Source organism: Actinoplanes sandaracinus (assembly GCF_030009775.1).
Classification (GTDB): Bacteria; Actinomycetota; Actinomycetes; order Mycobacteriales; family Micromonosporaceae; genus Actinoplanes; species Actinoplanes sandaracinus.
In genome coordinates this window covers 89,383-105,409 of record NZ_JASCTH010000025.1, presented here as the reverse complement: position 1 = coordinate 105,409, position 16,027 = coordinate 89,383, and the positions used below count along the sequence as shown (strand labels likewise).

Below are 16,027 nucleotides of genomic sequence, written 5' to 3'. Positions count from 1 at the left end.
TCTGTCCGGGCACGTCCACACCTACGGCCGCCGTTCGTGACGCCGGACATACGCCAGGCGCACGCCCGTTCGAGCAGTCGGTGCCGGGTGGGTGAGGGCCATCACGGCCTGGTAAGACTCTAAGTCGCCCACGAGGAGATAGCGTGCGGCAGGTCGTACACCGGATGTGTGGTGGCGGCGTCGATACTGTGGTCGTGGGGAGCGGATCGTGAGTCAGAACGTACTGGCGTCGGCGGCGGGTGTCGCCGTCCAGGCGAGCCGGAGGCGTACGTTCGCGGTGATCTCACACCCGGACGCCGGTAAGTCCACCATGACCGAAGCGCTGGCCCTGCACGCGCGGGTGATCGGGCAGGCCGGCGCGGTGCACGGCAAGGGCGACCGCCGTGGCGTGGTGTCCGACTGGATGGCGATGGAGCAGCAGCGCGGCATCTCGGTGACCTCGGCGGCGCTCCAGTTCTCCTACCGCGACACCGTGATCAACCTGCTGGACACGCCCGGGCACGCCGACTTCTCCGAGGACACCTATCGGGTGCTGACCGCGGTCGACAGCGCGGTGATGCTGCTGGACGCCGCCAAGGGCCTGGAACCGCAGACGCTGAAACTGTTCGAGGTGTGCCGGCAGCGCAACATCCCGGTGATGACGTTCATCAACAAGTGGGACCGGCCCGGCCATGACGCCCTCGCGCTGATGGACGAGATCGAACAGCGGATCGGGCTGAAGCCGACCCCGCTGACGTGGCCGGTCGGTATCGCCGGGCAGTTCCACGGCGTGATCGACCGCCGCACCGGCGTGTTCACCCGCATGCAGCGCTCCCCCGGCGGCGCCGACCTCGCCATCGAGGAGGAGATGAGCGCGGCCGAGGCGGCGCAGCGGTACGGCGCGGACTGGGCCACCGCGACCGAGGAACTGGAACTGCTCGCGATGACCGGCGCCGACCACGACCAGGACGCGTTCCTGGCGGCGACGACCACGCCGGTGCTGTTCGGCGCTGCGGTCGCCAACCTGGGCGTACGACAGTTGCTGAACCTGCTGGTGGAACTGGCCCCGCCGCCGTCGGCCCGGCCGACCGCCGCCGGCACGGATCAGCCGGTCGACGGCGCGTTCTCCGGATTCGTGTTCAAGATGCAGGCGAACATGAACCGCGCCCACCGCGACCAGGTCGCGTTCATGCGGATCTGTTCCGGCCGTTTCGAGCGCGGCATGATCGTCACCCACGCCGGCACCGGCAAGCCGTTCGCCACCAAGTACGCCCAGCAGATCTTCGGGCAGGGCCGCGACACCATCGACGAGGCGTTCCCCGGTGATGTGGTCGGCCTGGTCAACGCCACCACGCTCGGCATCGGCGACACCCTGTACGCGGGCGACCCGGTGCGGTACCCGCCGCTGCCGTCGTTCCCGCCGGAGCACTTCGCCGTCGTGCGCACCTCCGACACCTCGGCCTTCAAGCGCTTCCGCCGCGGCATCGAGCAGCTCGACGGCGAGGGGGTGGTCCAGGTGCTGCGCTCCGAGCAGCGCGGCGACCAGGCTCCGGTGCTGGCCGCGGTGGGGCCGATGCAGTTCGAGGTGGCCACCTTCCGCCTCGAGGCCGAGTTCGGGGTGAAGGTGCAACTGGACCACCTGCCGTACGAGGTGGCGGCCCGCACCGATGCCGCCGGCCGCGAGATCCTGCGCACCGAGGCGAACGTCGAGGTGATGACCCGCGTGCGCGACGACGCCCTGCTGGCGGTGTTCCCGCACCGGTGGCGGATGCGTTCGGTGGCCGGCCGGCACCCCGACCTGCGGCTCGACGCGTGACGCCGGCCGGCGTCACGCGACTGAGGGGATGACGGACGCGATGTCAGCACGTTTCGAGGAACTCGCCTGGCACGACACGGCGCTGGGCGAACTCAGCCTGCGGCGACGGTACGAGCCGGTCACCGGCGCCGACGTCTACGAGGTCAAGCTGGGCGACGAGTTCCTGATGTCGAGCCTGTTCACCGTCGCCGAGGAGGAGCTGTCCAGCCGCGCGCTGGCCCTACTGGACGGCGACGGCCTCGACGTGGTCGTCGGCGGCCTCGGGCTCGGCTACACCGCGGCGACCGTGCTGGCGGACACGCGGGTGCGGTCCCTGATCGTCGTCGACGCCCTCGCCGAGCTCATCGAGTGGCATCGCGGCGGCCTGGTTCCGCAAGCGCGGAAGCTGACCGGGGACGACCGCTGCCGGCTGGTGCACGGCGACTTCTTCGCGCTCACCGCCGGCGCCGCCGGGTACGACCCGGACGAGCCGGGCCGGCGGCTGGACGCGATCCTGGTCGACATCGACCACAGCCCGCGACATCTTCTGCGGTCCGAGAACAGCCCGTTCTACACCGTCGCAGGGTTGCGGCGCCTGGCCGGGCACCTCCGGCCGGCGGGAGTGTTCGGGCTCTGGTCCAACGACGGGCCCGATGACGAGTTCCTCAAGAACCTGGACGAGGTCTTCCCGACCGTCCGCACCGACGTCGTCGAGTTCGACAACCCGCTGCAGCGGCGCATCAGCACCAACACCGTCTACCTGGCGCGGCCCTCCTGACGGGAACCGCCGGCGCCCGGCGACGATGACCGGTACTCCCGGCCACGGTTGCCCGCGCCCTCCAGCATCACGATGCCCGGGCGCCGCGTCCCCGTGCCGGCGTGAGCGGGCGTGAGGACGGTGCCGTGCAGCACCACGCCGTCGGCCCCGGCGAACGTGACATCCGTGGTGGTCACGCCGGCCGGCTCGGCGTACGCCGGCACGGCGGCGAACGTGCCCAGCATCGCCGCGAGCGCGGCCATGACGATCCTTCGCATCTATGTCTTCCCGTCGATCGCATTCGTCGGAGTCAGCGTCGTCAGCGCGCCGCGCGCCCCCCGCCGGCCGCGGCCGGCGTCCCCGGCGACACCGGGTCTGTGGCCTCACCATGCGGCGTGCCGAGCACCGGCCGGGCACGAACCGGTCACCGGGACGGCACGAGCCGCCGTTGATCGTGACAATGCTCGAGTGACGTTCAGCGCTGCGGTGAGATTCGGCATCCTGGGTTCGACCCTGGCGCGGTCCACCGACGGCCGGGTGGTGCCGGTCGGCGGCCCGCGACTGCGGGCGCTGCTGGCCCTTCTGCTCGCCCACGCCGGCCGGGCCGTCACGGTCGAACAGCTCATCGACGGCGTGTACGGCGACCGCCCACCGGCTGGCGCGGTCAACGCGCTGCGCTCACAGGTGGCCAGGCTGCGCCGGCTCGTCGGCGACGCGGTGGCCTCGGATCCGGCGGGCTACCGCTTCACGGCCGCCGCCGACGACGTCGACGTCCACCGGTTCGAGCGGCTCGTCCGGGCCGGGCGCGGCGCTCTCGCCGAGGGCGACGACGCGCGGGCCGGCGCGGTGCTGCGCGAGGCGCTGGCGCTGTGGCGTGGACCCGCGCTGGCCGACGTCGGCGCGGCGTCGTTCGCCGGGCCGCTCGCGGTCCGGCTGGAAGGAACTGCGGGTCACCGCGCTGGAGGACCGCGTCGAGGCCGACCTGCGGTGCGGTGACGCCCAGCCACTCGTGCCCGAGGTGCGTGAGCTGGTAGCCGCCCGCCGATGGGGACGCCGAGACCGCCGCCGCGACCGGGGCGCGGGCGGCGCGGCTCATCGACCGGGTGGAACCCCTCGTCGCCGCACGCCTGGGGGACCGGCGCGAAACACACCAGGTCGCTACGCGATGACGTAACGTACGTCCGCCGCCCCACGACGCAGGCATCGGCGAGCCCGTTCGGACGGTCCTGGTGAGCGAGGGCCGGCGCGAGCGGACGGAGAGGAGACCCCCGAGTGAGCGACGATCCGGTGATCATGCCGCCGCGACCCGACGAACTGGTCCGGCGAGTGGGCAGGGAGTTGCTGGAACGGGGTCTGGGCCAGGGCCGCTCGATGTTCACACCCGACCGGGCGGTGTGGACCGAGCCCACCGTGACCGAGTTGCACAGGCTCTACAACGAGCAGCCCGACACGAGCGCCGACCGGTTCGTGGTCAAGCTCCGCCGCCAGCTCGCCACGGCGTCCGACGATGCCATCCAGCTGGCGGCGGAGCTCCTCACGCTGCAGGGGCTACCGCTGGTCAATCTGACGGCGGCGACGCTGCGCGAGCGGGTCACCGAGGTCCTGAGCTGGATGCGCCGGCCGGTCAGCATCCCGCCACACGTCCTCGCCGCGTTCAGTCAGGGCACGTGGAGCGGTGGCATCGGCGCGCACACCATGTTGTGGAAGTGGCTGGCCGACGCCGTCGACTTCCTCGGCTACTGGTGGTCGCTGCCGTCCGATCAGCGCGACGCGGCCCTCGCCGGCCCCTGGGCCTGGCAGGAGGTCGTCTACCGGCGCGGATACATGCCGTCGCTGCGCGAGGAGCTGCTGTACCTGGCGTTCCCGACGCACTTCCTGCCCATTCTCAGCGTCGCGGACAAGAAGGCGATCCGCGACACGTTCGCCGACCCGGGCACGCCCCTCACCGGCGACCTGAACCGGGATCTGTTCGAGATCACGGTACGTATTCAGCGGCAGACGGGACAGCCGGTCGACTTCTACCGGCAGAGCGCGTTCGCGCACATGTGGCGCAAGCAGGCGGAACGGCCGCCCGGAGAACGCCGGGCCTGGCTGGTGCGCCCGCGACAGGGTGGCCCGGAACTCGTGCGCCGATGGCGAGCGGAATCGTTCGTGTCGCTGGCCGCCTCCCATCTGGGTGAGGTGGCGCCGGGCGCGTCGCGGGCCGAGGTCCGTGCCGCGGTGGAGGCCGGTTACCCGCATGTCGACTACGCGCAACGGATGAGCCTGGCCATCGAGTTCCACGCCTTCCTGTCGAGGATGGCGGGTGACGACATCGTGGTGACCCTGCTCGACGAGCATCTGCACGTCGGCGTTCTCGCCGGTGAACCGGAGCACCACCCCGACGACGACGCCGCGTCGCTGCGCCGCACGACGGGGTGGCTGACCCACGACCCGATCCCGGTGGAGTCCCTGCCCACGGAACTCGATCAGCAGGGCGCCGTGGTGGACCTGACCGGGGCGATCGACCTCTTCACCCCCATGATCGGCGCTGAGGAGGACGCCGACGCCCCCAGAGAGCCCGAGCAGACGTCACCGGCTCCGCGTACCGCGCCGAAACTCAAGCCGGCGACCGACGAGCTCGCCGGCCGGGTGCACATCGGCCGGCCGTGGCTGCAGGAGATCATCGAGGTGTGGCGCGACCGGTCCCAGATCGTCCTCTACGGCCCGCCCGGCACCGGCAAGACATACCTGGCCCGGGCTCTCGCCTCGCACGTCGCCGATCGCGACGCGGTGCGGCTGGTGCAGTTCCACCCGTCGTACGCGTACGAGGACTTCTTCGAAGGTTTCCGCCCGGTCGAGGGCGCCGACGGCACGGTCGGCTTCGCGAAGACACCCGGGCCGCTGCGCGAGATCGCCGCCGAGGCGAAGGAGAACCCGGAGCAGCCGTACGTTCTGATCATCGACGAGATCAACCGCGCCAACCTGGCCAAGGTGTTCGGCGAACTGTATTTCCTCCTGGAGTACCGCCAGGCCACCGTACGACTGCAGTACTCCCCCTCGGATCCGTTCGGCTTGCCGCCCAACGTGTTCATCATCGGCACCATGAACACCGCGGACCGGTCGATCGCCCTCGTCGACGCGGCGATCCGGCGGCGCTTCGCGTTCATCGAACTGCACCCGGACGAATCCCCGGTCCGCGAGGTGCTCTCCACCTGGCTGGACGGCAACGCCGAACCCGGAGACGAACGGGCGGCGCTGCTGACCGCGCTCAACGACGCGATCGACGACGAGCAGGACCGCGACTTCAAGATCGGCCCGTCGTACCTGATGCGCCCGAACCTCGACAGCGAAGCCGCTCTCGACCGGGTCTGGCGGTACGACCTGATGCCGCTGCTGGAGGAGCACTACTACGGCCGGCTCAGCCGCGCGCAGATTCGTGACCGGTTCGGGCTCGCCGCCATCCGCGCCAGGATCCAGCACCATGAGTGAGCCGCCCATCGTTCTCGCGGAACTCGACCTCATCGGAGTCCGGCGCCGGCTCGACGACGACACGGCGAACGCCCTCACCGCCACCGGGCTGCTGGAGACGCGTCCCGACGGCGCGGGGTGGTGGCGGCTGACGCCCACCGGGAAGGTCGGCGCCGTCCGGATCGGCGGCCTGGACGTGCGGGTTCAGCCCAAGGCCGGCATCACCCGGCTGCTGTTCCTGCTCGGTTACGCTCTCGACCCGGGTTTCCGCGCCTTCGACAGCACGGCGGACGCCGAACCCGACCTGTGGCCGGCGCTGGCCGAGTCACTGGTCAGGCAGGCCGAACACGCCCTCGCGCCCGGCGTCCTGCAGGGTTACCTCCGTGTCGACGAGGCGCTGCCGCTGGTCCGCGGCCGCATCAGGTTCGCCGACCAGTTCGCCCGCCGTCCCGGCATGCTCCTGCCCATCGAGGTCCGCTACGACGAGTACGCCACCGACATCGCGGAGAACCGGATCCTGCGCACCGCCCTGCGCCGGATGACGGCCGTGCCCCGGCTGCCGGCGGCCGCCCGGTCACGGCTGGCCCACCTCGACAGCCGGCTCGACGGCGTACGGGTCCTCGCCCCCGGGGCCACCGCGCCGGCGTGGCGGCCCAGCCGCCTCAACGCCCGGTACGTCCCCGCCCTGCGACTGGCCGAGATCATCCTGCGTCACCAGTCCGCCGAACCCGGCCCCGGCGGCGTCACCACGGCGGCGTTCGTCGTCTCCATGGCGAAGGTCTTCGAGGACTTCGTCACGACCGCGCTCCGCGAGGCGCTGGCCCCGTACCCGGGACGCACGCAGAGCCAGTACCCGGCATATCTCGACACCGGCCGGGCCGTTCCCATCAGACCCGACGCCGTCCACGTCGTCGGCCACCGCCCGGTCGCCGTCTTCGACGCCAAGTACAAACTCGAGGGTCCCGGCTCGCGATACCCCAACGCCGACGCCTATCAGATGCTCGCCTACTGCACCGCCCTGAACCTTCCGACCGGCTGGCTGATCTACGCACAGGGCGCCACACCGTCGCGCCACCGCGTCCGCAACAGCGGCATCGACATCGTGCACCACCCGCTGGACCTGACCGCGTCACCGCGACAGATCCTGGAAGCCGTCGGCGCGGTGGCCCGCGCGGCGCTCGGCGAGCCGCCCGGCCCCGTCCGGCACGCCGGCGCGGCGGGGACCGGCTGACGGGCCGGTGGAGGCTCGCGGCGGCGACGTGAGACGCTTCCGCTGTGACAGCACCCGAGCCCGCAGCGCCACCTCGCCGCGGCCGCGGACGACCCGGGCACGATCAGGCGGCGGTGCTGCGGACCGCGGTCGCGCTGTTCAACCGCCGGGGATACGACGCGACCAGCATCGGTGACCTCGCCGCCGAGCTCGGCGTCACGAAGTCCGCGATCTATCACCACTTCGCCAGCAAGGAGGACCTGCTCCGGCTGGCGCTGGACGACGCCCTCGACGAGCTGACCGCGGTGGTGTCCGCCGCGGTCAGCGACGCCGACGGCGCCAGCGCCCGCGACCGGCTGCGCGAGGTGCTCCGGCGCTCGGTCGAGGTGCTCGCCGCCCACCAGCCCGCGGTCACGCTGTTGCTGCGGGTGCGCGGCAACACCCCGACCGAGGTGGAGGCCGTCAAACGACGCCGCTGGCTCGACGATCAGCTCGCCGGGCTGGTGCGCGACGCCGCGGCCGAGGGCGCGCTGCGCGACGACATCTCACCGGACCTGGTCAGCCGGCTGCTGTTCGGCATGGTGAACTCGCTGGTCGAGTGGTACCGGCCGGAAGGCGCCCACGACGCGGCGACGGTCGCCGACGCGATCGCCTCGATCGCGTTCGACGGCCTGGTGCGGCGCTGACCCTCGACAGAGCACCCCGGCCGGCGGCATTCCCCGCCGGCCCGGTCCCGGCGCCGTTGCGCTGGTTCACCAGGTGAAGAACCCTTTCCCGGTCTTGCGGCCGAGGTGCCCGGCGGCGACCAGCTCGCGCAGGATGGCCGGCGGCTCGAAGCGTGGCCCGAGCTCACGTGCCAGATGTTCGGCGATGGCGAGCCGCACGTCGAGGCCGACGATGTCGGTGGTGCGCAGCGGCCCGGTCGGGTGCCGGTAGCCGAGCGTCATCGCGGTGTCGATGTCGGCGGCGCTGGCCACGCCTTCCTCGAGCATCCGCATCGCTTCCAGAGCGAGGTGCACGCCGAGCCGGCTGCTGGCGAATCCCGGGGTGTCGTGCACGACGATCGGGGTCTTGCCGAGTTCCTCCACCCAGCCGCGGGCCTCGGCGACCAGTGTGGGCCGGGTCCGGGGCCCGGCGACGATCTCGACAAGGCCGCTGACCGGGACCGGGTTGAAGAAATGCAGGCCCACGAGGGTGCCGGGGCCGTCCAGCGCCGCGGCCAGGGCGTCGATGGACAGACTGCTGGTGTTGGTCGCCAGCATCGCGCCCGGCGCGTGTCGTTCCACGGTGGCCAGCACGGCGCGCTTGAGCGCCGCGTCCTCCGGGACGGCCTCGACGACCAAGCCGCACCCGGCCAGCGCGGACGCCTCCGTGGTGACCCGCAGCCGTGCGCCGGTCCGGAGCGGCCCGCCCTTGTCCAGGTAACGCTGGACCCGCTCGCGGGCCGCTCCGGCCGTCTGCAGGCTGGTCTCGACGACGATCACGTCGCTGCCCGCGGTCAGGAAGGCGTGCGCGATCCCGGCGCCCATGCGCCCGCCGCCGAAGACTCCCACCGTGGCGGGTAGTGCGCTCATCAGAATCGGGCCTTTCGTCTGCGCGTGAGCGTGTCGGGGCGGACGCCTCCGGCCGGCCGTGCGGTCACGGGCGTTCCACCAGCAGAGCGCTGCCCTGGCCGACGCCGACGCACATGGTCGCGAGGCCCCGGCGTCCGCCGCCGCGTTCGAGGCGGCCGAGCAGGGTGACGAGGATGCGGGCGCCGGACGCGCCGAGCGGGTGGCCGAGGGCGATGGCGCCGCCGTCGGCGTTCACCCGGTCGGGGTCCAGGCCGAGGTCGCGGATGCAGGCCAGCGACTGCGAGGCGAAGGCCTCGTTGAGTTCGACGGCGTCCAGGTCGTCGACGGTCCACCCGGCGCGTTCCAGGACCTTGCGGGTCGCCGGGACCGGGCCGACGCCCATGATCTCCGGGGCGACCCCGGCGTTGGCGGCGGCCACCAGGCGGGCCCGCGGCCGCAGACCGGTCCGGTCGAGGAACCGGCCGCTGACGATCACGACCGCTGCCGCGCCGTCGTTGAGCGACGACGAGTTCCCGGCCGTGACGAGGCCGCCGTCGCCGTGGATCGGGCGCAGCCGGGCGAGTCGTTCCAGGCTGGTGTCGGCGCGGGGGCCCTCGTCGGTGTCGACGAGGGTGTCACGGACACCGACCGCGACGATCTCGGCGGCGAAACGGCCGTCCTTGATCGCGGCGACCGCCCGTTCGTGCGATCGCAGCGCGAACGCGTCCAGCTCCTCGCGGGTGAGGTTCCAGCGCTGGGCCACGGTCTCGGCGGTCTGCGGCATCGAGGCGGTGACGGCCGGCGCGAACCGGGGATTGGTGAAGCGCCACCCGATCGACGTGTCGAAGCTGGGCCCGGGCTTGGCGAACGCCTTGGCCGGTTTCTCGGTGACCCACGGCGCCCGGGTCATCGACTCCACCCCGCCGGCCACGACGACGTCCGCGTCACCGGCGGCGATCATCGCCCGGGCGGTCGCCACCGCGGTGAGGCCGGAGGCGCACAGCCGGTTCACGGTGAAGCCGGGAACCGTGTCGGGCAGCCCGGCGAGCAGTGCCGCCATCCGGGCGACGTTGCGGTTGTCCTCGCCCGCCTGGTTGGCGGCGCCGAGGATCACCTCGTCGATCGTGTCCGGTTCGATGCCGGCGCGGGCGACGGCTTCGGCGACGACGAGTGCCGCGAGGTCGTCCGGGCGCACGTGGGCCAGCACGCCGCCGTAACGGCCGATCGGCGTCCGGACCCCGGACAGGACGAAGGCTTCAGACATCGGTGGGACTCCAGATCAAAGGCGAGGGTGGGTACGAGTGACCGAAGGCGATCAGGCGTCGTAGTCGACCGTGACCGCGTCACTGACCGGGAACGTCTGGCAGGTCAGGACGAAGCCGGCGGCGACCTCGCCCGGTTCGAGGGCGTAGTTGCGGCGCATGTCCACCTCGCCGTGACGCACCAGGGCCCGGCAGGTGCCGCACACCCCGCCCTTGCAGGCGAACGGCAGGTCGGCCCGGCTGGCCTGGGCGCCGTCGAGCAGGGTGGTGTCCTGCGCGACGGTCGCGGTGGCCTGCCGGCCGTCGAGAACGGTGGTCAGCGCGGTGGTGGCGCCGGAGATCTCCACCGCGGCGCGGCGCGGCCGCGGTGGGGGCGCGTCGACGTAGAACAACTCGACGTGCACCCGCCCGTCCGGAATCCCGAGCCCGGCGAGGACCGTACGCGCGTCCTCGATCATCTGCAGCGGCCCGCAGAGCCAGACGTGGTCGTACGTCTCGGCCGGGATGACGTCGGTGAGCAGCCGGCGCAGCCGGTCGTGGTCGAGCCGGCCGGAGAACAGCTCCACGTCGCGGGGTTCGCGGGACAGCACGTGCGACACCTGCAGGCGGTGGCCGTACCGGTTCTTCAGGTCGCCCAGCTCCTCGGCGAACATGACGGTGTTGCCGGCCCGGTTGCCGTAGAGCAGGGACACCTCGGCGGCCGGGTGGGTCAGGACGGTGGCGGCGATCGACAGCAGCGGGGTGATGCCGGAGCCGGCCGCGACGCACAGGTGCCGCTCGCCGCCGGCCGGGTCGGCGTCCCAGGCGCCGGTGGGTGTCTGCACCTCGATGACCGTTCCCGGCGTGACGTCGTGGACCAGCCAGGAGGAGAACAGCCCGTCCGGGATCTCGCGGACGCCGATCCGCGGCGCCGACCCGACCGGCGCGCAGATCGAGTAGGAGCGGCGTTCCTCCCGGCCGTCGATCACGCGGCGCAGGGTGAGCGCCTGCCCGGCCCGGAACGCGTACGCGTCGCGCAGCTCCTCGGGAACCGTGAAGGTCACGGCGACCGCGTCGTCGCACAGCCGGTCGACGGCCGCGACCCGCAGCGGATGAAACGCGGTCCGGGGGCGCGCGGCGACGGTCATCAGATCTCCTTGACGTGGTCGAACGGTTCGAGGCAGTCCGCGCAGCGGTAGAGGGCCTTGCACGCGGTGGCGCCGAACTCGGAGACCGGTTCGGTGCGGGACGAGCCGCACAGCGGGCAGGTCAGCGCGCGCCGGGCGGGGCCGAGGGTCAGCGGCACCGGGCCGGATGATCGAGGCGCCGGGCCGGGCGGTGAGAGACCGGCGGCGCGCAGCGCGGCGCGCCCGTGCTCGGTGATCCAGTCGCTGGACCACGCCGGGGAGAGCACCACCCGCACCTCGACCCGCGCGAACCCGGCGTCGGTGAGCCGGTGCACGAGGTCGTCGCGCATCGTGGCCATCGCGGGGCACCCGGAGTAGGTCGGGGTGATCGACGCGACGACGGTGTCGCCGTCGACCTGGACGTCGCGCAGCACGCCGAGGTCGGCGAGGGTCAGCATCGGCATCTCGGGGTCGCGCACCTCCGCGGCGACGGCGGCGGCCCGCTCCCGGACGCTCACCATCGGCCGGAGGGGTGGGCGCGGGCGACCACCTGCATCTCGGCCAGCATCAGGCTCAGCGCCTCGGTGTGCAGCCCGTCGCGTCCGGTGCGCCCCCGGACGCCGACGAGCGGCGGGCGCGGCACGTCGGCGACGGCGAACACCTGGTCGAGGACGACGTCGGCCTCCGCGCGGACGGTTTCCGGGTCGACGCCCGCGCCGGCGGCGGCCAGGGACCGCTCGACCGGGTGTGCCGCGAACAGTTCGTCGTACAGGGGCCAGAGCATGCCGAGCGCGTCGATCAGCCGCCGGCGGGACTCCTCGGTGCCCTGCGCGCACGTGACGAACCAGCGGCCGGCCCAGTCACGGTGGTAGGTCAGCTCCTTGACGCCCTTGGCGGCCACCGCGGCGAGCACCGCGTCGGCGCTGTCCCGCAACCGCGAGAGGATCGCCAGGCGGGCGTTCGAGAAGAGCAGCAGCCGTACGACGACGTGGGCGAAGTCGCCGTTGGGCACCTCGGCCATGCGGACGTTGCGGAACTGCCCGGCGTCGCGGAAGAACGCCAGGGCGTCCTCGTCGGGGACGGGTGAGCCGGCCGGCAGCGACGGGACGCACGCCGGGTCGGCGGCGGCGGCCCGGGCGAGCAGCAGCCGCGCCTGCCCGAGCAGGTCGAGGGCCATGTTGGCCAGCGCGATGTCCTCCTCGAGCTCCGGGGCGCGGCTGCACCACTCGGACAGTCGCTGGGAGAGCACGAGGGTGTCGTCGCCGAGCATCAGGCAGTACGCGGCCAGCTCGGCGGCGTCGATCCCGGCCGGCACGCTGGTGTCGACGCCGGCGAGGGGGTCCTCGAAGTCCGTGCCGAACGCCCACTGGGACGAGTCGCCGCCGAGCAGGCCGTCGTAGACGCTGTCGTTCATCGTGGCCTTCTCACATGTGGGGGACGTCGGCGGGGATCTCGTAGAAGGTGGGGTGCCGGTAGACCTTGTCGCCGCTGGGGGCGAACAGCGGGTCCTTCTCGTCGGGGCTGGACGCGGTGATCGCGTCGGCGCGGACCACCCAGATGCTGACGCCCTCGTTGCGGCGGGTGTAGACGTCGCGGGCGTGCGACAGCGCGAACGCGTCGTCGGGCGCGTGCAGGGAGCCGACGTGCACGTGGTTGAGGCCCCGCTTGCCGCGCAGGAACACCTCGTAGAGCGGCCAGTCCCGCCGGTCGCCGGTCATCGCTGTGCCTCCTGTGCCGTGCGGGCGGCGAATGCGGTCGCGGCCTCGCGAACCCAGGCGCCGTTCTCGTGAGCGGCCCGGCGGTGCGCCATGCGCTGGGCGTTGCAGGGGCCGTTGCCGCGGATCACGGCGGTGAGCTCGGCCCAGTCGGGCTCGCCGAAGTCGTGGTGGCCACGTTCGGCGTTCCAGCGCAGGTCGGGGTCGGGCAGAGTGACGCCGAGCGCCTCGGCCTGCGGCACGGTCATGTCGACGAACTTCTGGCGCAGCTCGTCGTTGGAGTTGCGTTTGACGCCCCAGGCCATCGACTGCTCGCTGTTGGGTGACGCGTCGTCGGGCGGCCCGAACATCATCAGCGACGGCCACCAGAACCGGTCGACCGACTCCTGCACCATGGCCCGCTGCTCGTCGGTGCCGCGCATCATCGTCATCAGCAGCTCGTAGCCCTGCCGCTGGTGGAAGGACTCCTCCTTGCAGATGCGGATCATCGCCCGGCCGTACGGCCCGTAGGAGGTGCGGCACAGCGGCACCTGGTTGCAGATCGCGGCGCCGTCGACGAGCCAGCCGATCGTGCCGACGTCGGCGTAGGACAGCGTCGGGTAGTTGAAGATGGAGGAGTACTTCTGCTTGCCGGCGAGCAGCAGCTCGACCAGTTCCGCGCGGGAGACGCCGAGCGTCTCGCAGGCGGAGTAGAGGTACAGCCCGTGGCCGGCCTCGTCCTGGACCTTGGCGAGCAGGATCGCCTTGCGCCGCAGGGACGGGGCCCGGCTGATCCAGTTGCCCTCCGGCTGCATGCCGATGATCTCGGAGTGCGCGTGCTGGGCGATCTGCCGGATGAGCGTCTTGCGATAGCCCTCGGGCATCCAGTCACGGGGTTCGATGCGGTCGTGGTGCGCGATCGTCGCGTCGAAGGAGGCTTGGAGGGCGGCCTCGGTGGGCGGCATCGGCGTGGTCGTCATAGCCCCTCGCATTTACTAAACGATCGGTCTGTAATACGGTGACAGAGCCTGCCGCTTTACGCAACAGTCCCGACATCCGAAGGAGTCAGCGTGAGCACGCTGCTGGAGAGCTACGCCGCCGGACGATGGTTCCGCTCCGCAGACGAGGGCGAACCCCTGCTGGACGCCGCCACCGGCGAGGAGGTCGCACGGATCTCCAGCCGCGGCCTGGACACCGGGGCGATGCTGCGCCACGCCCGGGAGGTCGGCGGGCCGGCCCTGCGGGCACTGACCTTCCATGAGCGCGCCTCCGCCCTCAAGGCGCTGGCCAAGCACCTGCTCGCCGGCAAGGACGAGTTCTACGCGCTGTCCGTGCGCACCGGCGCGACCAGCCGCGACACCGCGGTGGACGTCGACGGCGGCATCGGCACGCTGTTCAGCTTCGCAGGCAAGGGCACCCGCGAACTACCCAACGACACGATCGTGCTGGACGGCGCCGTCGAGCCCCTCAGCAAGGGCGGCACCTTCGTCGGCCGGCACATCTACACGTCCCGGCCCGGCGTGGCCGTACAGATCAACGCCTTCAACTTCCCGGTCTGGGGCATGTTGGAGAAGCTCGCGCCCGCCTTCCTGGCCGGGTTGCCGACGATCGTCAAGCCGGGCAGCCAGACGGCGTACCTCACCGAGCTGGTGGTCCGGCGGATCATCGAGTCCGGGCTGCTGCCCGACGGCGCTCTGCAGCTGATCTCCGGCAGCGCCGGCAGCCTGCTCGACGAGCTGACCCTGCAGGACTCGGTGGCCTTCACCGGCTCGGCGCACACCGCCGGCATCCTGCGCCGCCACCCCAACATCCTCGACGGCGGGGTACGGCTGGGCGTCGAGGCCGACTCCCTGAACTGCTCGATCCTGGGCCCGGACGTGCGGTCCGACGATCCCGAGTTCGACCTGTTCATCAAGGGCGTCGTCGCCGAGATGACGGTCAAGGCCGGCCAGAAGTGCACCGCCATCCGTCGTGTCATCGTCCCGTCGCAGATCGCCGGCCAGGTGGAGGACGCCCTCGCCGCACGGCTGTCCAAGATCACCGTCGGTGACCCGCGCAACCCCGACGTGCGCATGGGTGCGCTGGCCAGTCTCGGTCAGCGCGACGAGGTCCGCAAGGCGGTCGAGTCGCTGCGGGCCGGCTCCGAGATCGTCTTCGGCGACCCCGACGGCGGGCCGCTGCTCGACGGTGACGCCGAACGCGGCGCCTTCCTGACGCCGCTGGTGCTGCGGGCCCGGCCGGGTGCGGCCGAACCGCACAACGTCGAGCCGTTCGGGCCGGTCAGCACCGTGCTGGCCTACGACGGCATCGACGAGGCCGTCGCCCTGGCCGCCCGCGGCAAGGGCAGCCTCGTCGCGTCCGTGGCCACCCATGACCCGGACGTCGCCCGCGCCATCGTCCTCGGCCTGGCGCCGTGGCACGGCCGGGTGCTCGTGCTCGACCGCGACGACGCCAAGGAGTCCACCGGTCACGGCTCCCCGCTGCCGACGCTGGTCCACGGCGGTCCGGGGCGCGCCGGCGGCGGCGAGGAACTCGGCGGGATCCGCGCGGTCCTGCACCACATGCAGCGCACCGCCGTCCAGGCGTCGCCGGACCTGCTGACCGCGGTCACCGGGCAGTGGACCACCGGCGCGGCCCGGCGTGACGACGACGTCCACCCGTTCCGCAAGAGCCTGGCCGAGCTGCGCATCGGTGACACGATCCGGTCCGGGCAGCGCACGGTCAGCCTCGCCGACATCGAACACTTCGCCGAGTTCACCGGTGACACGTTCTACGCGCACACCGATGCCGAGGCGGCGGCCCGCAACCCGCTGTTCGGCGGCATCGTCGCCCACGGCTACCTGGTCGTCTCGCTGGCGGCCGGTCTGTTCGTCGAGCCGTCACCGGGCCCGGTGCTGGCCAACTTCGGCGTCGACAACCTGCGGTTCCTGACGCCGGTCAAGGCCGACGACACCATCGCGGTCACGCTGACCGTCAAGCAGATCAAGCCGCGCAACAGCGCCGATTACGGCGAGGTCCGCTGGGACGCCGTGGTCACCAACCAGGACGGCCAGCCGGTGGCCACTTACGACGTGCTCACCCTCGTCGCCAAGACCTGGCCGTCCGAGGGCTGACGGCACGCGCCGCCGCCGTACTGAACAGACCCTCCACCGGCCGCGTGCCCGGTGGAGCCGGGGCGGGGGGTTTGGGGGGGAACAAAAACCCCCCCCCCGCCCAAACCC

Annotated in this window: 16 protein-coding genes; 8 read left to right on the top strand and 8 right to left on the bottom strand. The window is 72.2% G+C overall.

Annotated features, from left to right (window positions below; all coding sequences use genetic code 11):
• The first annotated feature begins 208 nt into the window (after positions 1–208).
• Together QLQ12_RS32850 and QLQ12_RS32845 are read left to right on the top strand one after the other, a co-directional pair.
• Positions 209–1,795, top strand: a complete 1,587-nt coding sequence (locus QLQ12_RS32850) for a peptide chain release factor 3 (RefSeq protein WP_282764492.1) — start codon at positions 209–211, stop codon at positions 1,793–1,795.
• A gap of 40 nt (positions 1,796–1,835) precedes the next feature.
• Complete coding sequence (locus QLQ12_RS32845) at positions 1,836–2,552, top strand: polyamine aminopropyltransferase (RefSeq protein WP_282764490.1); 717 nt, start codon at positions 1,836–1,838, stop codon at positions 2,550–2,552.
• On the opposite strand, the gene QLQ12_RS32840 is transcribed toward QLQ12_RS32845, so the two are convergent.
• On the bottom strand, positions 2,531–2,809 hold the full coding sequence (locus QLQ12_RS32840) for a hypothetical protein (RefSeq protein ID WP_282764488.1): 279 nt from the start codon (positions 2,807–2,809) through the stop codon (positions 2,531–2,533). The two genes, QLQ12_RS32845 and QLQ12_RS32840, sit on opposite strands and share 22 nt — an antisense overlap.
• 190 nt (positions 2,810–2,999) lie before the next feature.
• On the opposite strand from QLQ12_RS32840, the gene QLQ12_RS32835 reads away from it, so the two are divergent.
• The 5 genes from QLQ12_RS32835 (at position 3,000) to QLQ12_RS32820 (ending at position 7,877) form a co-directional block, all read left to right on the top strand.
• Positions 3,000–3,527, top strand: coding sequence for an AfsR/SARP family transcriptional regulator (locus QLQ12_RS32835; RefSeq protein ID WP_282764486.1), 528 nt, complete (start codon positions 3,000–3,002; stop codon positions 3,525–3,527).
• Positions 3,475–3,705 carry a hypothetical protein gene (locus tag QLQ12_RS47195; protein ID WP_407651657.1) on the top strand — a complete coding sequence of 77 codons (231 nt, stop codon included), beginning with the start codon at positions 3,475–3,477 and terminating at the stop codon, positions 3,703–3,705. The genes QLQ12_RS32835 and QLQ12_RS47195 overlap by 53 nt, the downstream gene beginning before the upstream one ends.
• Positions 3,706–3,803: 98 nt before the next feature.
• A complete protein-coding gene (locus QLQ12_RS32830) occupies positions 3,804–6,002 on the top strand; it encodes an McrB family protein (RefSeq protein WP_282764484.1) in 2,199 nt (732 codons plus the stop codon).
• Positions 5,995–7,212: an McrC family protein gene (locus tag QLQ12_RS32825; RefSeq protein ID WP_282764482.1), complete on the top strand. Its 1,218-nt coding sequence runs from the start codon at positions 5,995–5,997 to the stop codon at positions 7,210–7,212. Before QLQ12_RS32830 ends, QLQ12_RS32825 begins: the two co-directional genes overlap by 8 nt.
• Positions 7,213–7,256: 44 nt before the next feature.
• Entirely contained in the window at positions 7,257–7,877 is a 621-nt protein-coding gene (locus QLQ12_RS32820) for a TetR/AcrR family transcriptional regulator (protein WP_282764480.1), read from the top strand.
• Positions 7,878–7,943: 66 nt separating this feature from the next.
• On the opposite strand, the gene QLQ12_RS32815 is transcribed toward QLQ12_RS32820, so the two are convergent.
• The 7 genes from QLQ12_RS32815 to paaA all read right to left on the bottom strand — a co-directional run bounded on the left by QLQ12_RS32815 (position 7,944) and on the right by paaA (position 13,690).
• Positions 7,944–8,765, bottom strand: coding sequence for a 3-hydroxyacyl-CoA dehydrogenase family protein (locus tag QLQ12_RS32815; protein WP_282764478.1), 822 nt, complete (start codon positions 8,763–8,765; stop codon positions 7,944–7,946).
• 64 nt (positions 8,766–8,829) lie between these two features.
• Positions 8,830–10,008, bottom strand: a complete 1,179-nt coding sequence (locus QLQ12_RS32810; RefSeq protein ID WP_282764476.1) for a thiolase family protein — start codon at positions 10,006–10,008, stop codon at positions 8,830–8,832.
• A 51-nt stretch (positions 10,009–10,059) separates the two neighbouring features.
• On the bottom strand, positions 10,060–11,133 hold the full coding sequence (paaE, locus tag QLQ12_RS32805; protein ID WP_282764474.1) for a 1,2-phenylacetyl-CoA epoxidase subunit PaaE: 1,074 nt from the start codon (positions 11,131–11,133) through the stop codon (positions 10,060–10,062).
• Positions 11,133–11,633, bottom strand: coding sequence for a 1,2-phenylacetyl-CoA epoxidase subunit PaaD (gene paaD / locus QLQ12_RS32800; protein WP_282764472.1), 501 nt, complete (start codon positions 11,631–11,633; stop codon positions 11,133–11,135). The genes paaE and paaD overlap by 1 nt, the downstream gene beginning before the upstream one ends.
• Entirely contained in the window at positions 11,627–12,526 is a 900-nt protein-coding gene (gene paaC / locus QLQ12_RS32795; RefSeq protein WP_282764470.1) for a 1,2-phenylacetyl-CoA epoxidase subunit PaaC, read from the bottom strand. The genes paaD and paaC overlap by 7 nt, the downstream gene beginning before the upstream one ends.
• 10 nt (positions 12,527–12,536) lie before the next feature.
• Positions 12,537–12,830: a 1,2-phenylacetyl-CoA epoxidase subunit PaaB gene (gene paaB, locus QLQ12_RS32790; protein WP_282764465.1), complete on the bottom strand. Its 294-nt coding sequence runs from the start codon at positions 12,828–12,830 to the stop codon at positions 12,537–12,539.
• Positions 12,827–13,690, bottom strand: a complete 864-nt coding sequence (paaA, locus tag QLQ12_RS32785; protein ID WP_456049092.1) for a 1,2-phenylacetyl-CoA epoxidase subunit PaaA — start codon at positions 13,688–13,690, stop codon at positions 12,827–12,829. Before paaA ends, paaB begins: the two co-directional genes overlap by 4 nt.
• Before the next feature lie 186 nt (positions 13,691–13,876).
• On the opposite strand from paaA, the gene paaZ reads away from it, so the two are divergent.
• A complete protein-coding gene (gene paaZ / locus QLQ12_RS32780; protein ID WP_282764463.1) occupies positions 13,877–15,919 on the top strand; it encodes a phenylacetic acid degradation bifunctional protein PaaZ in 2,043 nt (680 codons plus the stop codon).
• Positions 15,920–16,027: the final 108 nt, after the last annotated feature.